The organism is Bacillus sp. 3a (genome assembly GCF_017161885.1).
Lineage (GTDB): Bacteria > Bacillota > Bacilli > Bacillales > Bacillaceae > Bacillus > Bacillus safensis.
The window spans coordinates 188,199-210,290 of sequence record NZ_CP067376.1 but is presented as its reverse complement, the minus strand read 5'-3'; the positions used below and the strand labels follow the sequence as shown (position 1 = coordinate 210,290).

At 42.7% G+C, this 22,092-nt stretch carries 22 protein-coding genes; 16 read left to right on the top strand and 6 right to left on the bottom strand.

From position 1 onward, the window contains the following. Positions 1–85 precede the first annotated feature (85 nt). The 4 genes from JJ692_RS00800 (at position 86) to JJ692_RS00785 (ending at position 2,240) form a co-directional block, all read left to right on the top strand. Positions 86–916 (top strand): YitT family protein, encoded by an 831-nt coding sequence (locus JJ692_RS00800; RefSeq protein WP_024424393.1) that lies wholly within the window; start codon positions 86–88, stop codon positions 914–916. Positions 917–1,175: 259 nt separating this feature from the next. Next, positions 1,176–1,493 (top strand): PadR family transcriptional regulator, encoded by a 318-nt coding sequence (locus JJ692_RS00795; RefSeq protein WP_024424392.1) that lies wholly within the window; start codon positions 1,176–1,178, stop codon positions 1,491–1,493. Continuing rightward, complete coding sequence (locus JJ692_RS00790; RefSeq protein ID WP_151040781.1) at positions 1,486–2,073, top strand: DUF1700 domain-containing protein; 588 nt, start codon at positions 1,486–1,488, stop codon at positions 2,071–2,073. The genes JJ692_RS00795 and JJ692_RS00790 overlap by 8 nt, the downstream gene beginning before the upstream one ends. Beyond that, complete coding sequence (locus tag JJ692_RS00785) at positions 2,070–2,240, top strand: hypothetical protein (RefSeq protein ID WP_162860208.1); 171 nt, start codon at positions 2,070–2,072, stop codon at positions 2,238–2,240. The genes JJ692_RS00790 and JJ692_RS00785 overlap by 4 nt, the downstream gene beginning before the upstream one ends. Positions 2,241–2,455: 215 nt before the next feature. Here JJ692_RS00785 and JJ692_RS00780 read toward each other — a convergent pair whose 3' ends face one another. Further along, positions 2,456–3,673: a multidrug effflux MFS transporter gene (locus JJ692_RS00780; RefSeq protein ID WP_044333487.1), complete on the bottom strand. Its 1,218-nt coding sequence runs from the start codon at positions 3,671–3,673 to the stop codon at positions 2,456–2,458. A gap of 213 nt (positions 3,674–3,886) precedes the next feature. Between JJ692_RS00780 and JJ692_RS00775 the strand changes: the two genes are divergently transcribed. After that, positions 3,887–4,423, top strand: coding sequence for a GNAT family N-acetyltransferase (locus tag JJ692_RS00775; RefSeq protein WP_024427428.1), 537 nt, complete (start codon positions 3,887–3,889; stop codon positions 4,421–4,423). 58 nt (positions 4,424–4,481) lie between these two features. Here the strand turns inward: JJ692_RS00775 and JJ692_RS00770 are convergent, their stop codons facing one another. Then, positions 4,482–4,685, bottom strand: a complete 204-nt coding sequence (locus JJ692_RS00770) for a hypothetical protein (RefSeq protein WP_034621634.1) — start codon at positions 4,683–4,685, stop codon at positions 4,482–4,484. A 111-nt stretch (positions 4,686–4,796) separates the two neighbouring features. Between JJ692_RS00770 and JJ692_RS00765 the strand changes: the two genes are divergently transcribed. Continuing rightward, positions 4,797–5,336, top strand: coding sequence for a ribonuclease FAU-1 family protein (locus tag JJ692_RS00765; RefSeq protein ID WP_073203632.1), 540 nt, complete (start codon positions 4,797–4,799; stop codon positions 5,334–5,336). Positions 5,337–5,376: 40 nt separating this feature from the next. On the opposite strand, the gene JJ692_RS00760 is transcribed toward JJ692_RS00765, so the two are convergent. Continuing rightward, the gene (locus JJ692_RS00760; protein ID WP_225315568.1) at positions 5,377–6,990 is read right to left on the bottom strand and encodes a S8 family peptidase; all 1,614 of its coding nucleotides are present in this window, start codon (positions 6,988–6,990) and stop codon (positions 5,377–5,379) included. Between the two features lie 187 nt (positions 6,991–7,177). On the opposite strand from JJ692_RS00760, the gene JJ692_RS00755 reads away from it, so the two are divergent. The 4 genes from JJ692_RS00755 to JJ692_RS00740 all read left to right on the top strand — a co-directional run bounded on the left by JJ692_RS00755 (position 7,178) and on the right by JJ692_RS00740 (position 11,664). After that, positions 7,178–8,659 (top strand): amidase, encoded by a 1,482-nt coding sequence (locus JJ692_RS00755; RefSeq protein ID WP_024427425.1) that lies wholly within the window; start codon positions 7,178–7,180, stop codon positions 8,657–8,659. 37 nt (positions 8,660–8,696) lie between these two features. Continuing rightward, the gene (locus JJ692_RS00750; RefSeq protein WP_024424384.1) at positions 8,697–9,269 is read left to right on the top strand and encodes a TetR/AcrR family transcriptional regulator; all 573 of its coding nucleotides are present in this window, start codon (positions 8,697–8,699) and stop codon (positions 9,267–9,269) included. Between the two features lie 80 nt (positions 9,270–9,349). Further along, on the top strand, positions 9,350–10,372 hold the full coding sequence (locus JJ692_RS00745) for a quercetin 2,3-dioxygenase (RefSeq protein ID WP_206534128.1): 1,023 nt from the start codon (positions 9,350–9,352) through the stop codon (positions 10,370–10,372). A gap of 158 nt (positions 10,373–10,530) precedes the next feature. Beyond that, a complete protein-coding gene (locus tag JJ692_RS00740; protein WP_024424382.1) occupies positions 10,531–11,664 on the top strand; it encodes a zinc-dependent alcohol dehydrogenase in 1,134 nt (377 codons plus the stop codon). 21 nt (positions 11,665–11,685) lie between these two features. On the opposite strand, the gene JJ692_RS00735 is transcribed toward JJ692_RS00740, so the two are convergent. Next, a complete protein-coding gene (locus JJ692_RS00735; protein ID WP_012008812.1) occupies positions 11,686–12,123 on the bottom strand; it encodes a MarR family winged helix-turn-helix transcriptional regulator in 438 nt (145 codons plus the stop codon). 262 nt (positions 12,124–12,385) lie between these two features. On the opposite strand from JJ692_RS00735, the gene JJ692_RS00730 reads away from it, so the two are divergent. The 4 genes from JJ692_RS00730 (at position 12,386) to JJ692_RS00715 (ending at position 16,782) form a co-directional block, all read left to right on the top strand. Beyond that, complete coding sequence (locus JJ692_RS00730; RefSeq protein ID WP_073203642.1) at positions 12,386–13,894, top strand: class I adenylate-forming enzyme family protein; 1,509 nt, start codon at positions 12,386–12,388, stop codon at positions 13,892–13,894. A 66-nt stretch (positions 13,895–13,960) separates the two neighbouring features. Then, a complete protein-coding gene (locus JJ692_RS00725) occupies positions 13,961–15,343 on the top strand; it encodes an amino acid permease (RefSeq protein WP_073203643.1) in 1,383 nt (460 codons plus the stop codon). Positions 15,344–15,443: 100 nt separating this feature from the next. Next, positions 15,444–15,809, top strand: a complete 366-nt coding sequence (locus JJ692_RS00720) for a VOC family protein (protein WP_024424379.1) — start codon at positions 15,444–15,446, stop codon at positions 15,807–15,809. Positions 15,810–15,921: 112 nt separating this feature from the next. Beyond that, positions 15,922–16,782, top strand: a complete 861-nt coding sequence (locus JJ692_RS00715) for an alpha/beta fold hydrolase (RefSeq protein WP_024424378.1) — start codon at positions 15,922–15,924, stop codon at positions 16,780–16,782. A gap of 39 nt (positions 16,783–16,821) precedes the next feature. On the opposite strand, the gene JJ692_RS00710 is transcribed toward JJ692_RS00715, so the two are convergent. Both JJ692_RS00710 and JJ692_RS00705 read right to left on the bottom strand, forming a co-directional pair. After that, positions 16,822–18,237 carry an alanine/glycine:cation symporter family protein gene (locus JJ692_RS00710; protein WP_024424377.1) on the bottom strand — a complete coding sequence of 472 codons (1,416 nt, stop codon included), beginning with the start codon at positions 18,235–18,237 and terminating at the stop codon, positions 16,822–16,824. Between the two features lie 31 nt (positions 18,238–18,268). Beyond that, positions 18,269–19,249 carry a glutaminase gene (locus JJ692_RS00705; RefSeq protein WP_044333602.1) on the bottom strand — a complete coding sequence of 327 codons (981 nt, stop codon included), beginning with the start codon at positions 19,247–19,249 and terminating at the stop codon, positions 18,269–18,271. 517 nt (positions 19,250–19,766) lie between these two features. Here JJ692_RS00705 and JJ692_RS00700 point away from each other — a divergent pair. Then, positions 19,767–21,053: an ATP-binding protein gene (locus JJ692_RS00700; RefSeq protein WP_277602652.1), complete on the top strand. Its 1,287-nt coding sequence runs from the start codon at positions 19,767–19,769 to the stop codon at positions 21,051–21,053. A 4-nt stretch (positions 21,054–21,057) separates the two neighbouring features. Next, entirely contained in the window at positions 21,058–21,996 is a 939-nt protein-coding gene (locus JJ692_RS00695) for a response regulator (RefSeq protein WP_206534127.1), read from the top strand. Positions 21,997–22,092: the final 96 nt, after the last annotated feature.

Genomic DNA, 22,092 nt, shown 5'->3' with positions numbered 1-22,092 from the left:
TTTGATTTTTATGTTGTCCAACGACTGTCTTCTTTCGTGCAGAAAGAGGGTTTTTTATATGCTTAAAAAAGGAGGAAAGAAGAAATTGAAAAAATGTGTAAAAGATATAGCGATGATTCTAGTTGGTTCTTTTTTATTTGCCGCAGCAGTGAACATGTTTGTCATTCCGCTTGAATTTGGTGAAGGCGGTGTCACGGGGCTGTCCATCATTTTTTATTATTTGTTTGAAATAGCACCGTGGCTGACGAACCTTGTGTTGAATGCGATCTTATTACTTGTGGGATATAAATACTTGGACAAAAAGACCACGATTTATACGGTGGTTGCCGTTGCAAGTAACTCCCTATTTTTACACCTGACCACAACATGGGTCGTGAATGTACATGAATTGATCATTGGAGCGATTTTTGCAGGAATTATCATCGGAATTGGGATTGGTCTTGTGCTCAGAGCCGGTGGAACAACGGCGGGTTCTGCCATTCTCGGAAGAATTGCCAACAAGTATTTAGACTGGAACGTGAGCTATGCCATCTTGTTCTTTGATCTGATCGTTGTATTTGCTTCCTATTTTATTATTGGTGCGGAAAAATTAATGTTTACCATTGTGATGCTGTACGTGGCGACAAAGGTGATGGACTTTGTGATAGAAGGACTTAACACGAAAAAGGCAGTGACGATTATTTCTTCATGCAAAGATGATATTGCGGAAGAAATCAATCACACCCTGGACCGAGGCGTAACGATTTTAAACGGACGAGGTCATTATTCAAAGGAATCGAAGGAAATTCTGTACGCGGTCATTCAAAAGCAGGAGCTCATGCGCCTTAAGAAAATTATTAAGAAAATAGATCGAGACGCATTCGTTGTTGTCCATGACGTACGCGATGTGTTCGGAGAAGGATTTGTGAATATATAAAAATGAAAGACCCTAAAAAGGGTCTTTCAGCGTGTAGACAAACCCTCGCATTCTTTGTCAGTCCTGCGCGCTGGTGCTCACGAATGGTTACATTCGCTCCGCGCCAGTGCTCGTCCTTCCTAGACTGCAAAGGTTTTCTATCACGCTGAAAAGAAGACAAAGAGCTAAAAGACCCTAAAACGGGTCTTTTTTTATTCTCTATACCTCTTGTCACACAATACTATGTAATGTATAGTATAAAGAGTTAGGAGTTGTAAACATGAATGCACAATTAAAAAAAGGATTACTGGAATTTTGTGTACTGGCGGTATTAAAGAAAGGCGATTCCTATGGTTATCAAATCATTAAAGATATGTCCCATTGTATTGAGATTTCAGAATCGACATTGTATCCGATTTTAAAGCGTTTAGAGCAAAACAATTATGTGGAGACCTATTCCCAGGAACATAACAGTCGATTAAGAAAATACTACCGCATGACAGAAAGCGGGCGGGAGCATATGGCGCAGTTTTTAGAGGAATGGGATCAGGTGATGGCGATTTACGACTTTATTTCTGGAGGACAGGGCAATGAATAAAAAAGAATTTTTGAGCAGCCTAAAGAAGCATCTGCATCTTCTAGGCGACAAAGATAGTGATCGGTTTATCGAATACTACGATGAAATGATTGAGGATTATCAGGAAGATGGCTACAGTGAACAGGAAGCGGTTCATCAAGTCGGGCAGCCTGCTATGATCGCTGAAGGGATTATGAAGGAACAAGGAATAAAAACCGTTCAGGTGCCGACGTTTGGAGAAAAAGCCACAAGACTCTCCATTCTCATTTTAGGTTTTCCGTTATGGGGCAGTATTCTAGCAACAGTCTTTCTGCTGATTCTTTCTGTGTATATGGTGATTTGGTGCATTCCACTCGTGACAGGTACATTGACGCTTACTGGTCTGCTCGGCGGTTTTTGGAGTATCATTGGTTCTCCATTTATCTTTCAGGACGGTTTGCATGTGGTGGTGACGCAGGTTGGTGTTGGTATTCTTCTATTAGGTGTCGGATTATTAAGCGGCATAGCCACGGCGTACTTGACAAAGCTATTTGTGCAAATGACTATTCAAACCACTAAGGCATTCATGGGAATGTTTAAAAAGAAGGTCGTGAGAGTATGAACTTGAATGATTTAAAAAAGCAATGCATCAAATGGGGGATCATCTTCACCGTTGCCGGAGGAATTGTCATGACAATTGGTTTTGGACTATCAGGCTTTGATTTAGATGCATATCACAACAATGACCAGAGCAACGTGTTCCGAACCATCAATTGGAGCAAGCCATAATAAATGAAAAAACCCGCTTATGCGGGTCTCAGCGTGTAGACAAACCCTCGCATTCTTTGTCAGTTCTGCGCTCCGGTGCTCACGAATGTCAAATTCGCTCCGCTCCGATGCTCGTCCTTCTTAGACTTCAAAGGTTTTCTATCACGCTGAAAAGAAGACAAAGAGCTAAAATCAAGATCATTTTAGCCCTTTGTCAACAGTCTAAAAAAACCCGCTTATGCGGGTCTTTTTTTCGCTCGGGCCACAAAGAAGAAATAACAGCAAAGTGCGCCTAGATCACAAAGCATGATGATCAGACCCATTGGAAAGGCTGTTTGGCTTCCGGCTAGTCCGACAAGAGGTGTCATGCAAGCGCCTAGCAGCATTTGCGCAACACCGATCAGTGCAGCTGCACTTCCTGCATGCGCTCCGTGATGCTGCATCGCAAGAGACGGCGCAGAGGTGCCGACAATTCCAACACTTGAGACAACAAAAAACAGCGGAATCAGAATGCCGTACAATCCTGCATCAATCGAGATCATCAAAAATAAAGTGACTCCGCCTAATGCAGCTGTCAGCAATCCAATGCGAAGGACTTTCTCTTCGCCGATTTTCGCAGCGACTCGGGCAAATACTTGTCCAGCCGTGATGATTCCAAGACTATTTACCGCAAAGGCCGCACTAAATCCTTGTGGAGAAAGGTTGAAAATTTCCTGAAGCACAAACGGTGAACCAGAAATATAGGCAAACATCGCTGCGAATACAAGACCTTGTGAGAGAGCATATCCAACAAAGAGACGATCACTGGCTAAAATTTTCATCGCGCCTGCAATCTGTTGAAAGCCCCCCGTCTGTCTACGCTCTGCGGGTAAGCTTTCTTGCAGTGAAAAAATCGATCTCAGCAGCATCAATGCCCCGAGAATTCCGAGTAGGACAAATACACCCTGCCATGTCGTGAAGCGTAAAATCTGTCCGCCTGCAATAGGCGCGGCTGCCGGAGCAACCCCGTTGACTAACATCAGCAGTGCAAAGAATTTCGTCATTTCTGATCCTTCATAATGATCTCGGACAATGGCTCGTGCAATGACAATGCCAGCTGAACCAGCAAGTCCTTGAATCAATCTAAGAAGAATGAATGTCCAAATCGATGTGACCACTGTACAAAGAAGGGATGCAACAATAAAGATGACCAAACCAATCATCAGCGGCTTTCTTCTGCCGATCGTATCGCTGATCGGACCTGCAATCAGCTGGCCAAGCGCCAGTCCAATGAGACAAGCCATCAGACTTAATTGAGACAACGCCGTGCTCGCCTCAAAATCACGAGCAATATGAGGCAAAGCAGGTAAATACATATCCATTGCCAGCGGAGCAAGGGCTGTTAAAGATCCGAGCAATGCGGCTAGGAGAAATCGACTTTTTTTCGATTCTTGGGGATAAGATAAAGAACTCATATGATGACAACACTCCTCGTATACTTCCTCAACACAGCATAATGAATCAAGCGTTCCTTTTCAATGAAAAATTTTCAAAGATGATTCCGTGCAAAATGATTGATCTTTCGAATGAGACTCTTTACATTGAATGAGTAGAGAAAAGAGTAAGGTGATCGCATGCAGTGATTGTATGATGCGTATACCCACTAATAGAGAGCAGGAGGTGCTGACATGAAGCAGCAAGAGCTGATCATTCGTCAAGCAGTCAAAGAAGATCATGAGGCCATCACACGCGTGCTGATCAAATCCTATGCACAGTATGAGCCTCAATTTACAGAGGAAGGCTGGCAAAATTATTCTGCCGCGCTTGCAGCAGCTGTAGATAATCCGAACATGGAGCTGATGCTTGTGGCGGAACTTGACGGCAAGGTCGTGGGGACGCTTCAAATGTTCCGGTCATCAGAGCAAGCGTATGACAAACCTGAAATGGGCATTACATCAGCCATCGTCCGGTTTTTAGGAGTAGATCCCGATGTGAGGGGAAAAGGCATTGCAGAATCATTGCTGCGTAAAAGTATTGAACTGACGCAATCATGGGGCGAAAATGTCCTGTATCTTCATACATCTGATAAAATGCAGGCTGCCATTCGCCTATATGAAAGAATGGGCTTTGAGCGTGCGCTTGATAAAGAATTTGTGAACCAAAATGGGACACATGTCAAGAGCTATCAATATGTGATCAAGAAAGAACAGCCGGCAGGCTCATAATATAATGTGCAGCAAAAGGAAGAGCTTACCTCCATGGACAGCTCTTCCTTTTTTCAATTTACGCCCACAGTGCCAGCGCCCAATAGGATACCACCCACGAGATGAAACCGAACATGACAAAGAATTTTAACATGCGCTCGTAAGGAGACAGCTTTCGTTCTCTCTTCGTTTTCACCAGCTGCCAATAAAGGACATAGCCGCAAATCATGAGAATGATTTGTCCAAGCTGTGTAAAATTTTCAAGAATCGTGATTCCGTTCATTTATTTCACCTCATCATAGGTCTTCCATAAGTAAAAGAGGCAATCCTTTATTTCTTCAAAAAAAATCGGTGTATACTGGAAAGAAACGAGATGTTTAGAGGGAGTTGTGACATGTTGTTTTCGCTGCATGCGAATCGTTGGGATGAAGTCATCGAGAGAAAAATCAAATACGATCAGAAAGTTGTGGAACATACCTGTCAGCTGTTAGACACAAAGGAGCAGCAGGCTGTGCTGTTTCACAAGATTGAAGAACCGTTTACGATGAGGGCAGGTGAGGGTGCTCTAACCATTCCAAAAGGGAGCTATACGACCGCCTATTATTGGAAGGATCGTCCTTATAACATATATTTCTGGAGAGATGATCAAGGGAAGGAACTAGGATCTTATTTTAATATTGTGGGAGATACACAGTTCAACGGCCAGCTGGTCATGTTTGAAGACCTCATTATTGATCTTCTCGTTCTTCCGAATGGTGATGTCTTTGTGCTGGATGAAGATGAATTGCCGGAGAGTTTAGCGGATTTTGAACACGGTACAGTGCGGCGGGCATTAGAGAGCGTGACAGCTTCGTTAGAAAGCATTCTCAATCAAGTGAGGGCAGATGCCGAAGGGAAATATCATCACAGCTTGTTTGAGCCGATGTTGAGATAGAAAAAAACGATTCCTCGCTGAAAGGAATCGTTTTTTTCTGTTAAACCTTAATACGGTTTAATCGTTTTTGTAAATTGGTTTTTGTTTTGGAGGCTTTTAGCTGTTTGACAGCGCTTTGAGCCGCTGCTTTTGTTTTCTTTGTTCGTTTGGTTTCTGCTTTTTTGACCTTTTGTTTAGCGTCTGTCACTTTCTTTTGATAAGCGACTTGTTTTTTGACTTTGTCGAGCCGGTTTTGCAGGCTTGTTTTTTCCTTGCCTTTGTTTAGTTTTTTGATGGCCGTTTGAGCACTTTTAATAGCGCCCTGTGTTTTGTTCTTTTCGGCTGTTTTGACCTTTGCACGTGCCGAGCGGATATCAATGGCTGCTTGGACTTTCTTCACCCGTTCTGTGAGTGCTGTTTTTTGCTTGCTTGCAGTGAGCCGCCCAATTCTCGTTTTGGCTTGATTGACATCTGCCTGCTTTTTAGATGTTTCGGCTGTTTTGACAGCACTGGTCGCAGCCTTTAAAAAGGTGGATTGCGGCACATATTGCACGCGGCCATAGCCGAATTGCGGATCTTTCCCTTTTGCGCCAAGATCCACTGTATAGCTGCGCAATAAAGTGCGAAGCTGTGCATTTGTTTTCTTCGGATGAAGCTGCTTTAACAGTGCCAGCATTCCTGTGACATGCGGCGTGGCTTGTGATGTACCCGTTGCATACCAATATTCATTTTTTAAATAAGTACTGATGACGTTCTCGCCAGGAGCAGAAAATTCAATCCCTTTCCCTGTATTTGAGATAGACGAAAGTTTGTCTTTGTCAGTCGTTGCAGAAACGGCAATGACGCTATTGTAAGCGGCTGGATAGCTAATATGATTCTTTTTCCCATCATTTCCGCTTGCAGCAACCACGAGCAGTCCTTTTTTATATGCTTCATCTACTGCTGAATGCAAGATTGGGATATTGTCTTCAAAGCCTAAACTTAAATTAATAATGTCCATCTTGTTGGTAATCGCCCAATCGATGCCTCGAAGCAGACTATACAGGTCGCCTTCTCCCTTTTTATCTAACACTTTCACAGCATACAGCTTCACACCGGAAGCGACGCCGACTGTTCCATAATCGTTATTAAGCGCACCAATCGTGCCGGCGACATGTGTGCCATGTCCTTCATCATCTTTATAAGAGGATGTGTAGTTCACGAATGATTTACCGCCGGATACCTTTAAATCCTCGTGTGAGAAAATACCAGTATCTAAAACGGCTACTTTTACATTTTTACCAGTGACGCCTTCTTTTATTGCTTGCTTTATATTTAGTTTTTGCAGATTGTAAGATTTTTGTACCAATGCATCTTGATTAGTAGCAGCGGCTGTTTTCTTCACAGTAGAAGCCGCGAGTTTGACCTTTACGTTTTTTGAGACGTAAGCGATGTTTGGGTCTTTTTTGAGTGAGGTGACCGCTTGTTCATCTGCTGTCACAGCGACAGCGGGAAGATGTATGTACTGTGCGTTTACTTTCTCACTTTCCTCAATAGCTGTTTGTTTTCCTTTTTGATTTTTATAGACGATGATGACATCTGTTTCTTTTGGCGGTGCAGCTGCCTGCGAATGGAAGGGCAAAGCAGTTGTCAACGCAAGAAGAAACGCAATGACGATAAGTAATTTCTTTTTCAATGCGTGGCTCCTCTCATCCGATGACCTCGGTCTTTTTTTCTCTATTATATCGGAGAAAGCAGAGGGATGGGATAGTAGAATTGTCGTCTTGTTCAGAAAGTTATTTTTACAAGTAACCTGAAATTGAAATTCATAGAATTCTAGTAGACAATAGAGACATCATGATAAGAGAAAGAAGGACATGCTGATGAACGTAAAAGAGTATATGACGTATGATGCGACTGGCTTGGCAGCACTTGTGCGAAATAAGCAGGTAACGCCCGAGGAGCTTATGCAGGCGGCATTTGATAGATTGAATGAGGTCAATCCAGAACTAAACGCTGTGATACGGACGAGACAAGAACAAGTTTTAAAAGACATCAAGGAGTTACATGAGTATCAGCCATTTGCGGGCGTTCCGTTTGTGCTGAAAAATATATCACAAGGGATAAAAAATGAACCGCTGACAGCAGGAGCTTTGCTGTTAAAGGATGTAAAAGCAAATTCGGATTCGCACTTTGTTGATCGGTTGAAGCAGGCTGGTTTTCTCATGATCGGACATACAAATACACCGGAATTCGGTTTAAGAAATGTGACGGAGCCTGCGTTACATGGTCCAACGAGAAATCCTTGGAATACGGACTATTCTCCGGGCGGCTCAAGCGGCGGGACAGCAGCAGCTGTTGCAAGCGGCATTGTACCTGCTGGCGGAGCAAGTGATGGCGGTGGTTCCATCCGGATTCCAGCATCCTTTACCGGTTTGTTCGGCCTTAAGCCTACGCGGGGAAGAACGCCGGTAGGCCCAGGCGCAGGAAGGCAGTGGCAAGGGGCTTCCATTGACTTTACACTCACAAAAACAGTGCGGGACAGTGCAGCCCTTCTTGATCTTCTTCAAGTCATTCAGCCTGAAGCTGCTTTCCAAACCCCATTATACGATGGCAGTTACCAAGAGGATCTGGTGAAACGTACATCTTCTATGCGAATTGCTTACAGCGTAGAATCTCCAGTTGGTACGAAGGTCAGTGAGGAGGCGAAGCAGGCGGTTCAGCAAACAGTGAAATGGCTGAGTGAGCAAGGCCATCAAGTAGAAGAAGCCAAGCCGGAAATTGATGGGATTCATCTCATGCAGCAATATTACGTGATGAACAGCGGAGAAATGTCTGCGTTATTCACTTCCTTGGCTCGTTCGTTAGGGCGTCCAGTAAAGCCGGAGGAAACGGACATCGTGGCATGGGTGCTGGCGGAGGCTGGCAAGAATGTGACCGCTGCTGCTTATACAGAAAGTCTTGATGCGTGGGATCGGGCTGCTGCACAAATGGCGTCATTTCATCAAACCTACGATCTCTATGTGACACCAGCTACTGCCTATTCAGCTCCAAAGGTAGGTGAGCTTATGCATTCAGATCAGGAAACAGCCGCACTTTTACGTGTGTCATCTCTTTCCATGCAAGCACAGCAAGATCTTATTTATGACATGTTCCTTAAGAGCTTGACCTACACCCCATTTACACAGCTTGCCAACTTAACAGGTCAGCCATCAATGAGTGTTCCTGTTCATCTGACTAGCGCGGGCTTGCCTTTAGGGGTACAAGTGACAGCACCTAAAGGAAAAGAGGACTGGCTGCTCAGGCTTGCGGCAGAAATGGAGACATCTTCGATTTGGAAAGGAACTAGTCAATTAAATCGATAACGCATGATAAGCGACTTTGGTCTATGGAGGGAAAAGAGTGTCACACGTGAGTACGAAGGATAAAATCATTCAAACGGCAGCACTTCTTTTACGTAAACAGGGATACCATGCGACAGGATTGAATCAAATTATCAGAGAGAGCGGCACACCTAAAGGCTCTCTTTATTATTACTTTCCAAATGGAAAAGAAGAGCTGGCCATTGCATCTGTTGAATACATTAGTCAAAAGGTCATCAATCAAATTGAAGAAGGCTTTGCCTATTCGGATGACCCATATATCGCCATCGATCGTTTTATGACAAAGATCATTCGAGGATTTATGGAGAAAGAAAGTGAAAGAGGGATTCCAATTGTCTTGCTTGCGGCAGAGTCCAAGCCTGAAAACGCGCAGCTTCATGCTGCATGCAAACAAGAAATGATCCGCTGGCAGGAGCTTGTAAAAGAAAAGCTAATGAACAGCGGGTATGAAGAAAACAAAGCGGATGAGCTGGCTTCTCTCCTTCACTCAATGGTCATCGGGGGTTTATCGATGACCACTGCACTCAAACAAACGACCCCTTTAGAACACGTAAAAAGTTACCTTAGACACTTATTTATGCGGGAAGAGTAAAATCTCTCGCATATTGTCTATCTATTATATCAATTGGTCTATATAATATAGATAGTCAATTTGTCATGAGGAGTGATGGGATGTCGGAGCAACCGCAATCGATGAAGCAATCCGAAGGTACCTCTTTTTATACCGTGTCTGGTTCCGGAAAGCTGTATGGGCTGGAGAATCAGCTTGTTCATATGCTGGCAGAAGCAAATCAAACGAATCAGCTGTTTGAGCTTGCCTTAATCACAGGTGGGAAAGGAGCATATTTCCCGCTGCACTGTCATGAGCACTTATTTGAAACCATTTTTGTGCTGGAAGGAAAGCTTGAAGTGATGCTGGACGGTAAAAAATACATGGTCACAGCCTTTGATTATATTCATATCCCGCCCAAAACGATTCATGGCTACAGAATGCATAGTCATAAAACAAGATTTATTTCATATACGCTGGGCGGAAAAATGACAGATGTCTATCAGCAAATTGGGAAAAGGCTTTTTCAGAATGAATGGTCTATGACTCATCATGCTTTCGATGCAGCCAGTTTTCAGCAGGCTGAAAAAGAAAGCGATATCATCCTGATGCATGGAATCAGAGAACTGTCTAATACAACGAGGCCCTCCGTTTTATTTCATAGTCAGCTCCCTCACGAGGTACAGCCTTATGTATTAGAGGCTGGTGAAGGGAAGCAATACATCATTGATGGTCAGATTCATGAGCTGATTGCAACAGTAGAAACAACAGGAGGCGGATTCAGTCATTTTGTGGTTGAAGGAGCGAAGGAGAAATATTTCCCGCCGCATTATCATCAAGTTCATACAGAAGCAATCTATTGTGTTGAAGGGAAGATGAACCTTCATTTGAACGGAGAGGATATTTGCTTGATGCCGGGTGACTTTGTCTATATCCCGCCGGATACGATCCACTCTTATGAATTTGTGTCTCATTCAAATAAAATGTTGGTTTTGCTGCTTCCAGGAGAAATTGAGCAGGTGTATGAGCAGTTTGAAGAATCTCCAAGCCCAAATATATGCCCCTATTTTATTCAAGAAGGGAATTTCATGTTCAATCGGGAGACTTCAACTCAATATGATTTGTTTTTTGTCGAAAAGGAATAAGTGTGTAACGCGTTACACGACATCATGAGTCTGTCGAAACAATCGACAGGCTTTTTTTGTTTTTTGCCTCCTCCACATAAATTTCTCATTTGATGAATGAACCATTCATTCAAGGTGAAGCTATGTAAAGATGACTTGAGCTAAAGGAGGAAATCCATGTGAGAGCTGTTACTTATCAAGGGAAAAATAGCATTGCAGTGAAGAAAGTAGATGCACCGTCGATTCAAGATCGGGAAGATGTGATCATACGTATTACATCAACAGCAATTTGTGGATCAGATTTACATTTGTATCAGGGGAATTTCCCGCTTCCAATCGGCTATGTGATTGGGCATGAACCAATGGGGATTGTGGAGGAAGTTGGCCCGGATGTCACAGCCGTAAAAAAGGGAGACCGTGTCGTCATTCCATTTACAGTTGCATGTGGTAAATGCCAATATTGCGATCATCACTTAGAAAGCCAATGTGACAACTCAAACCCGCACTACGATTCGGGTGGACTTTTTGGCTATAGTGAGAAATATGGGAATTACCCCGGAGGACAGGCAGAGTATTTACGCGTACCTTTTGGCAACTATACACCGTTTAAGATCCCAGAAGATTGTGAACTGGAGGATGAACAATTGCTGTTCTTATCAGATGTCCTCCCAACCGCCTATTGGAGTGTAGAGCACGCAGGTGTGAAAAAAGGCGATACGGTCATTGTGCTAGGCTGCGGACCTGTTGGGTTAATGGCGCAGCAATTTGCTTGGCAAAAAGGAGCAGAACGTGTGATTGCCGTCGATTACATTGATTACCGCCTGCGGCATGCAAAACGAATGAGCGGCGTTGAGGTCTTTGACTTTACAGAAGATCCCGACATGGGAGAAACGTTAAAGGAGCTCACCAAGGGCGGGGCCGATGTTGTGATTGATTGTGTGGGAATGGACGGGAAGAAGTCGCCGCTTGAAAAAATTGAGCAAAAGCTCAAGCTGCAAGGCGGAACGATCGGACCCATTCAAATTGCCACAAAAGCCGTTCGCAAATGTGGAACAGTGCAGATGACGGGTGTGTACGGCGGCCTGTACAACATGTTTCCATTAGGCGCTTTTTTCGCAAGAAACGTCACCCTGAAAATGGGCCAAGCCCCGGCGAGAGGATACATGTCAAAGCTCTATCAAAAAGTGACAAGCGGTGAAATTGATCCTAGAGCCATTATCACTCACAAATTACCATTAGATGAAGCTGCACATGCGTACCACATCTTCAATGACAAACAGGATGATTGTATAAAGGTCGTTTTAAAGCCATAAAAAGAAGGCTTAGGAGTATTCCTAAGCCTTTAATGTGTGCTCGTCCATCATTTTTTCGATTAATTCAAAAAATGTTTTTTTATCTTCCTCTGAAAGGTGGTTGAACAATTGATTCACAAGCAGCTGGCGATTGTCGATCATTTGTTTAGCAATTTGTTCACCCGATTCAGAGAGTTCAATCCACACTGTACGGCGGTCATTATTATTTCGAGAGCGGATGATCAGCCCTTCGTCTTCTAAGTGATTGAGAGCGGTTGTTGTTGCAGAGGGAGATAATGAAACTTCCTGCAGAATATTTTTCACAGTACATGATTGATGGCGGTAGATGATACGTAAAATAAACCCTTTAACATTCGTCACGTTTTTCGGAATATTTTCTTCATCTATTTGTTTCGTCGCCTTTAAATACTTCGTCAGTGCATGGTCTAACAAACTTGCCTCTAGCTCGAAATGTTGCATTCTCCATACCTCTTTTCCTATTGCATTCGCATTTTCCGATCAATTACTAGGTCTATCTTATCATAATAATCATCATGATTTAAACCAAAATGGAAGACGGCTATAAAATTACCTATATTATCAATTAATATAAAGAACAATTCCAAAATGAAATGATTTTACTTTCAGCTGTTTTTATTTTAGAATGTGAATGAGATAAAATCTGCCAACCCAATTCGCTGGAAATTGGCTATTGGAAATCAAACGTTTGGAGATGAAGATATTGAATACTTTACAGGCATTACTAAACGACAGAATGGAACGCTCTTCACAAATTGAGGCGGTAACTGGCGGAGGGGTGTCTTATACATTTGAAGAATATGCAAAACGCATCGACCAGCTTGCTCATTACTTAAATCAAAAAGGAATTCGAAAAGGTGACCGCGTTTGCTTTATTTGTCAAAACCATCATCACTTTTCAACGATTATGCTGGCAGCCATTAAAGCAGGTGCAGTCGCAGTTCCGCTTAGCTGGCAGCTTACTTCATTTGAGCTGGAGGGTATTTTGAAAAAAGCAGAGCCAAAGGCTTTATTTTTTGACCGAGAATTCCGTGAGATTATTTCTGCGGTGAATGTGTCTTTAGACAACTGTCTCATGGTGGAATCTGGTGTAAATGCGAAAACAACGCAGCTGTTTGAAGACATATTGGCTTCAAATGATGGCAGTGATCTTGCGGAAGAGGTATCAGAAGAGGATCTAGCGATGATCTTATTTACCTCTGGGACAACGGGGAATCCAAAAGGCTGTATGGTCGGACATGGACGAATCTATCAATTTTTAACAAGACGCGGGAATCGAGGATTTGACTTGAAAGGGAAACGCTACTTGGCGAGTCACCCTCTCTATCATATGAGTTCAATTAATCATCTGATCGCTGCTGCCATTGAAGGGTATACACTTGTTTTTTTACATGATGCAACGCCGAAGCGCATTTTAGAAACGATCGAAAAAGAAAGAATAACGTTCATGATGGCTTTCCCATCAGCTTATACGTACATGCTGGAAGAAATGAAGCGCGGTTCGTATGACCTTTCATCCTTTGAAATTGCGATTTCTGGCGGTACGAAGGTGCCGGTCCGTTTGATTAAGGACTACAAAGAAGCAGGCATTCAGATGATGCATGGCTACGGAAGCACGGAAGCATGGGTTGTCAGTGCGTGGCATCCTGCGATGGGCGAGGATAAAATGGGCTCTGCTGGTAAAGTGGATCCAGATGTAGAAGTGAAAATCGTTCATCCTGAGACTGAGGAAACACTGCCAGTTGGAGAAATTGGCGAAGTTGTCATGAGAAGCCCATTTTATTTCTTAGGCTATTATCATCAGCCTGACGCTACTGCGAAGGTACTCAAAGATGGCTGGTTCCATATGGGAGATGCAGGCTATCTAGATGAAGATGGTTTTCTATTTATCACAGGCAGATACAAAGATGTCATTTTATACGGCGGAGACAATATCTATCCTGACCAAGTAGAAGAAGTCATTGAACAAATACCAGGTGTGATTGAATCAGCTGTCATCGGGGTGCCAGACGAATTATATGGTGAAGTGCCAAGTGCGTATATCGTAAAAGACGAATCCGCCGATTTCTGCGAAGAAGATGTGGTGAACTATTGTCAGGAACGTTTGGCAGATTACAAAGTGCCCTCCATTCATTTCATCAGTGATCTGCCAAAAAACAAGCTTGGTAAAATTATGAAGAAAGATTTACGTGAATTGGTTGTGAATGCTTAGTACCTATTCTGCTATAATGAAATTTGAATGATTTTTTGTTTTTCTAACGTTTTGGAGGGAAAGGGTTTGCGACATATTCTTCGTAAGAAACACGTTCACGATTTGTTGGAACAGAGCAGACAGCAAAAGGTAAAGAAAACACTGGGCGGGCTAGATCTCACGCTTCTTGGTATAGGGGCAGTGATTGGCACAGGGGTTATGGTGTTAACTGGTATAACAGCGGCTAAGGATGCAGGACCGGCTGTTATTTTCTCCTTTGCGATTGCAGCCATTGTGTGCAGTTTGGCAGCACTTTGTTATGCAGAAATGGCTTCAGCGCTTCCTGTATTCGGCAGTGCGTACATTTATTCATATACGACCATGGGCGAGCTTGTAGGCCATTTGATGGGCTGGACCTTATTGTCTGTTTATATGCTGACTGCTTCAGCTGTCGCCAGCGGCTGGTCGAGTTATTTCAACAGCCTGCTTGAGGGGTTTGGAATTTCGATTCCGCATCAATTTTTAGCGGGGCCGGAGCAAGGCGGATATATGAATCTGCCGGCGATTATCATTGCTTTACTGATTGCGTGGATCTTATCTAGAGGAACGAAGGAAAGTAAAAAATTTAATAATATCATGGTGTTTGTGAAACTCGGTATTATTGTTCTTTTCATTGTAGTAGGCGGCTTTTATGTACAGCCAGCCAATTGGCAGCCATTTATGCCGTTTGGCGCAGAAGGCGTCATTGCCGGTGCTGCTGCTGTGTTTTTTGCCTTTTTAGGGTTTGATGCAATTTCTGCTTCAGCAGAAGAGGTGAAAAATCCGCAGCGGAACCTGCCAATTGGGATCATAGGTTCATTACTTATTTGTACGATCATTTACATTGTCGTTTGTTTGGTCATGACAGGCATGGTGCACTATACACAGCTGAATGTCACAGAGGCTATGTCATATGTCCTGCAAAGTGTACATCAAAATAGCGTGGCTGGTATTATTTCCGTTGGTGCGGTCATTGGATTGATGGCTGTGATTTTCGCCAATAATTATGCAGCAACTCGAATTGCCTATGCGATGGGCCGAGACGGACTTTTGCCTAAAGTGTTTTCAAAAACAAACAAAAGCGATACGCCTGTTGCTAGCATATGGATGATTGGCGGAATGACAGCTGTTATTTCAGGCTTTATTGATTTGAAGGATCTGTCCAACTTAGCGAATATCGGTGCGTTATTAACGTTTGCCATGGTCAGTTTATCTGTGCTTATTTTGAGAAAGACACATCAGCAGCTTGAGAGGGGCTTCAGGGTTCCTTTTGTGCCGGTTTTGCCGATTATTTCAATGGGCTGCTGCTTGTTCCTTATGCTCAACTTACCAGGCCGGACATGGCTTTACTTTGGGGTTTGGCTGTTAATCGGTGTCGTCATGTACGCAGCGTATTCAAACAAACACAGTGAATTAGCGAAATCTTCATGAGAAAAAGGTGCAAATCCGTTGACGATTTGTGCCTTTTTTCATACGATTTGGGATAAGCTATAAAAGAGATGATGAACGGAACAAGAGGAGGATGAGGGATATGATTAGTGTTAGTCCTTATATTGTTGTAGAAGATGTGAAAGAATCTCTTCAATATTATCAAGGGATTTTTGGTGGGGATATTCATATCTTAAATGAACACCAGGACCGTGTCCTGCATGCTGAATTGCATCTTGGGGAATCACTGCTTCATTTTTCAGATACGTTTGGACGCACACCAAAGCCAGAGAATCTCAGATTGATCATGCAGTTTGACAATGAAGAAGAACTAAAGGCTGTCTATGAAGCGCTGGAAGCTGATGGAGATGTACTGGTCGAATTACAGGATACCTTCTTTGGCGCACTTCACGGACAAGTACAGGACCGGAAAAATGGGTTGATCTGGGTTCTGAATTATATGAAATAGACGAAGACCTTCACCATAGTGAAGGTTTTTTTGTGAGTGTTTTTATTTTCTGAAAAATGGAAAATATGCTATGTTGGAAGAATAAAAGGACAAGGAGAAGGGTGGCAAAGGAATGGAACAAATTGAGTTTCAATCAATCCAAACAAATGGTGTAACACTTCATACAGCAATGGCTGGACCGGAAAATGGCCCGCTGCTTGTGCTGCTCCACGGGTTTCCTGAGTTTTGGTACGGCTGGAAAAATCAAATCATCCCCTTGGCTGAGGCAGGCTATCGTGTTGTTGTTCCTGACCAAAGAGGCTACCATCTAAGTGACAAGCCAGAAGGAGTCGAATCCTACGTATTAGATAAACTGAGAGATGATATTGTGGGTTTGATCAAGACGCTGAGCCCGAACCAAAAGGCGATTGTCGGCGGACATGACTGGGGCGGAGCTGTTGCTTGGCATTTGGCTTCAACCCGATCTCAATATGTCGAGAAATTAATCATTGTCAATATGCCGCATCCGCGGGTGATGATGAAGGTTCTTCCTTTTTATCCGCCGCAATGGAAGAAAAGCTCCTATATCGCTTTTTTTCAGCTTCCGAATGCTCCAGAGGCAGCACTTCAAGAAAATCACTTTCAAAAGCTGGATGAAGCCATTGGGCTGACGGCAAGGCCGCATTTGTTCACGAAGGAAGATGTCTCAAGCTACAAGCTCGCTTGGACGCAGCCAGGCGCCTTGACCTCAATGCTGAATTGGTATCGAGCCATTAAAAAGGGCGGCTTTGAAAAGCCGATATCTAAACGTATTTTAGTACCTGTTCGCATGATCTGGGGGATGGAAGACAAATTTTTAAGCAGAAAATTGGCAAAGGAAACGATAAAGATTTGCCCTAATGGCCAACTGATTTTTGTCGATGATGCTTCTCATTGGATCAATCATGAAAAGCCAGAAGTAGTAAACAAACTCATCCTCGAATTTTTGAACTAAAGAAAAAAGCTCTGGTCAGGGGACCAGAGCTTTTGTGATTTACCCGATATGATTCTTTTTCAACGAAGCAGGTTCATCGTCCCAGCATTCAATGTTCTCATTGTTTGGAACGGCATTTTTATAAAAGACTGGATCTTTCCCCTCTTTTTTCTGCCGTGAATAATCCTTTAATGCTGCAAAAGCGACTTTAGACAGCATGGTAATGGCAATGAGGTTGACGATGACCATTAAGCCCATAAACAGATCGGCAAGATTCCAAACAAAAGGAACACTTGCTACAGCACCGAATAAAACCATGGCAATGACCGCAATACGGTATCCAATCAACCATGCTTTGCTTGATTTAAGGAATTCAATGTTCGTTTCACCATAGTAATAATTCCCGATTAGCGTACTAAACGCAAATAAGAAAACCATAATGGCAAGAACACCCGAAGCCCAAGGACCGATGTGTTCACTCAAAGATGCTTGAGTGAGCTCAATACCTGTTAATTTTGTCGTTTTATATGCACTTGAGAAAAGGACGATAAAAGCAGTACTTGTACAAATAATCAGTGTATCAATTAAGACACCAAATGCTTGGATCAGTCCTTGCTTTACAGGGTGGGTCGTCACGGCAGCTGCAGCAGCGTTTGGTGCGCTACCCATCCCAGCTTCGTTTGAGAATAGACCTCGTTTGATCCCTTCCATAATGACGGCACCCATGGTACCACCAGCAAACTGCTCAATACCGAATGCATGTGAAATAATAGTCTTGACCACACCAGGAAGTTCAGTAATGTTTGTAATCATGACAAAAAGAGCAATACCAATATAAGCGACAGCTAAGAAGACCACAATGTATTCTGCCATCTTGGCAATCGTTTTGACCCCGCCGAAAATGATGATACTAAATCCGATAGCCATAATGACGCCTACGACCAGACGATTTGTACCAAATGAATTTTCAAATGCAATGGTAATCGTGTTCGACTGTACAGCGTTAAAGACAATACCAAAAGAAATGGTGATTAATACAGCAAACAAGATCCCCATCCAGCGTTTCTTTAAGCCTTTTTCAATATAGTAAGCGGGACCACCGCGAAAGCCTGATGCATCTTTTACTTTATACACTTGGGCAAGCGTACTTTCAACAAAGCTTGACGCGGAACCGATAATGGCTAGGAGCCACATCCAAAAAATAGCGCCCGGACCACCCATGGCAATTGCAATCGCAATCCCAGTAATGTTCCCAGTTCCAACCCGAGCCGCCATACTAATAGCAAAGGCTTGGAATGGCGATACGCCAGATTTTTGTTTGTTTGTTCCTTCTTTCAGAACAATCACCATTTCCTTAAGCATACGCACTTGAAGGAAACGAGACCTGAATGTGAAATAAAGACCGACAAGAATTAATAGTGCAACAATAATATATGACCATAGATAACCATTTGTTGTTGTTAATAAATCATTCATAACATCACCTCTTCTAATTCATCCTATTTCTTTAAAAAATACTGAGATCCCACTCTTTGGCGAGCTTTTTCAGCATCATGACACCGGTAATACTATTTCCGCAATCGTCAATGGCGGGACCGTAAATACCGATTCCACAGCCTGTCTGAAACGGAAATTCTCTTCTTGCGCTTGGCGGAACGCAAGCCATAATTCCTCCAGACACACCACTCTTCGCTGGTACCCCTACGAAAGCAGCAAAATTCCCAGACGCATTATACATGCCGCATGTCAGCATCAATGCCTTTGTTAGTCTGGCGATATCCTTTGGGATGACTTGGACTTGTTTAAAGGGATGATAGCCATCACTTGATATAATCAGTCCAATCAAGGCGATGTCCTCTGTTGTGACCTCGATGGAACATTGCTTTAAATACACTTCTAACGTGTCCTCGACATCCGATTCTAAATAATTGGTTTCTTTTAAATAATAAGCAAGTGCTCGATTTCGGTGCGCAGTTGCCCATTCTGATTGATAAACCTCTTCATTAACAGAAGGACGCTTACCTATTAAGTTTTCGATTAAATCGAAAATATATGCTAGCTTTTCTGTAGAAGTCTTTCCGGGAAGGATGGAGGATACGGTAATAGCTCCAGCATTAATCATTGGATTAAAGGGCTTCCCTGGTTTATGCATCTCAAGACGGTAGATGGAATTAAATGCATCACCAGTTGGCTCTACATCTACCCGATCCAAGACGTAAGGAACGCCTCTTCCTAAACAGGCAGCTATAAAGCTGATGACTTTTGAGATACTTTGCAGGGTAAAGGGAACGTCCCAATCACCATATCGTACAGATGATCCATCTGGGCCTATCACGCTGATACCAAGTTGAGAGGAATTCACTTTTCCAAGTGCTGGAATGTAGCCAGCATTCTGTCCGTTTATGTAATACGGACGTATTTCTTCTGCCCATTGATCAACAGAAGACTGGCATGCGTGTTGTGTATTATTAGAAATTGCTGTTTTCATACGATTCCTCCAATCAAAAATCAAAAAGTACCCTATTGAATTGGCGGATGACAAAAAATGCGATCAAATAGGCACGAAAACATGTTACACATCTTCAAAGAACTTGTCATGCGCTGCTTGCACCACTCCTTTACACCTAAATATATGTACAAATGAAGGCATTGTCGGCGGAAAAACAAAAAGGGTTTTTAGTGAAAATTAAGAAAACGCTTACATATAGTTTCACTAAAATTATTCATTCAATTTATCTTGGAAACTACACAATCTGACGTAAATCTACAGAAAAACTTACAAATAAAAATCAGTCTGTCGATGATTGTCTAAACAATTCCTATTATTGTCGTCAATGATCAAAACAGTGAATAGCTGAAAGGTCACCTTGCTGCCCCGGAGAATAGTCATAAAAAAGGATTTTGAGGATAAAAGGAGCAGTAAAAATTATTTTTTTGTACATTGTGGAGAAAAGAGTCTCCTTGTATACTGTGGCTATGCAAACAGGGGAAGGGATGTCAGTCATTTGAGTTTAAATCAGCTTGTCAAAAAGGACGCATTCATTTTAATTTTTATGATGGTCATTGTGCCGCTTGCAGGAGAGCTGAAGTTTTATCCTGTGAATGAGACGTTTCGCATCAGTTTTGGCGCACCTGCGTTTTTCTTTTGCTTATTACTCTTAAGAAAATCTAAACCGCTATTGCCGGGATTTTTAACAGGCGCAGCCATTGTGCTTTTTCGGGTAGGTTTAGATTTGATTCAGCAGAATGCTGATCTGGCTTCATCATTTTATCAGCAATTCCCAAGCTTCTTTTTCTATTTCACTTATGCTTTCCTGTTTTTTGCCGTCCGTACGGGACGCTTTAAACAGCGCTCTATTTTCATTGGGATCATCGGCCTGATGATCGAATTAGTTGCTGATTTTGTCGAGCTGTTTGTACAATTTCTAGTGTTTGATACAACGATGACCTTATCAAAGCTGAGCGATATGTTCCTCATTGCATTTGCTCACAGCTTTGTGGTGATCAGTTTTTTTAATATGATGAAGCTGTATGAGGCTCAATCAAGAGAAAAGCAGATCATGAAACAAAATGAGCATATGATGATGGTCATTTCGAATTTATATGAAGAAACGGTGCATTTAAAGAAAACGTTAAAACATACAGAGCATATTACACAAGAATCATACCGGCTTTACCGTCTGCTGCATGAACACGAAGCGGGGAAAAAAGTGAGTCAGGAGCTGTTAAAGCTCGCAGGAGAAATTCATGAAGTGAAAAAGGACAATCAGCGTATTTATGCTGGGCTTTCAAAGCTGATTTCGAAGGAAAATATGCAAGACTATATGAAGGCGGAAGAGCTCGTCCAAATTGTCATCCGGATTCAAGAGAAATATGCTTTATCTCTTGGGAAAAACATCTCCTTTACATCTGATATAAGGGGCATTCATCTGCATGATTATCATGTGTTTATTTTCTTATCGCTGATTAATAATTTAATGGCCAATGCAGTCGAAGCAATAAAAGATACCGGGATGATCTCACTCGAATTGAAAGGAAGTCATGATAAAATAGAGATTCGGATTGAAGATGACGGACCAGGGATTCCTAAAAAAATGAGAGAGATTGTGTTTGATCCAGGGTATACCTCCAAATTTGATGCATTTGGAACACCGTCTACAGGGATTGGCTTATCCTATGTGAGAGAGCTGGTTCAAGAGCTTGGCGGTCAGATTCAAATCGAACCAAAAGAAACAAAAGGTGCAGCTTTTCTGCTTGTCCTTCCTATACAAAATTTAATACAGAGAGGGTGAGTGTATGCGATTCTTCATTGCAGATGATGATCGTGCAATACGCTCGATTTTAGGTCAAATCATAGAGGATGAGGATTTGGGAGAGGTCGTAGATGAAGCGGGTGACGGAGTTGGATTAGAGGCACATTCACTGAACCTCAAGAAAGTAGACATCCTTTTGATTGATCTTTTAATGCCTGCTAGAGATGGCATTCAAACCATCCGCCATATTCACCCTGAATTCAAAGGCAAGGTCATTATGATTTCCCAAGTAGAGGCGAAAGAGATGATGGCAGAAGCCTATGAACTAGGGATTGAATATTATATCCATAAGCCTGTCAATCGCATTGAAATCGTCAGTGTGATTCGAAAAGTCATGGAGCGTATCAAACTGGAAAAATCGATTTACGATATACAAGCCTCCCTTCGCCACGTGCTGCCATTAGAGCCTGTCATTTCTCAAGGTACGGGCGCTGGGGCGAAGAGAAGAACGATGAAAGAAGCTGGGGAATTCCTCTTATCCGAGCTGGGAATTGTCGGTGAGAGCGGCTCTAAGGATTTACTGGAGATACTCATCTACTTACATGAAACACAGTCAGCCAATTCTCATGAGGTCAATTTCCCGCCGCTAAAGCAGCTGTTTATCAAAACAGCAGAAAGAAAGCTGGATCATGGTGCAACCGATGTAGAAGTGATGCGGGAAGTGAAGGCGGCGGAGCAGCGGATTAGACGAGCTATTCACCATTCTTTGAATCATTTTGCCTCACTAGGATTAACAGATTTCTCAAATCCTAAGTTTGAGCACTATGCGTCGAAGTTTTTTGATTTTACCGATGTCAGCCAAAGAATGAAAGAAATGCAGAAGACATCTTCACCTTCAGGATCAACGGGTAGAGTCAATACGAAGAAATTCGTTCAAATCTTTTATTTTGAGGCAAAGCAGTTATTCGAAGGAATGAGCTGAGGAAAATCTGTTGGTATGATTGGAGAAAATAAACAGAGAAAGTCTGTCTTTCCTATGATCTATTGTGATCTTCAGGTGTTTTTATAATTTAACTGA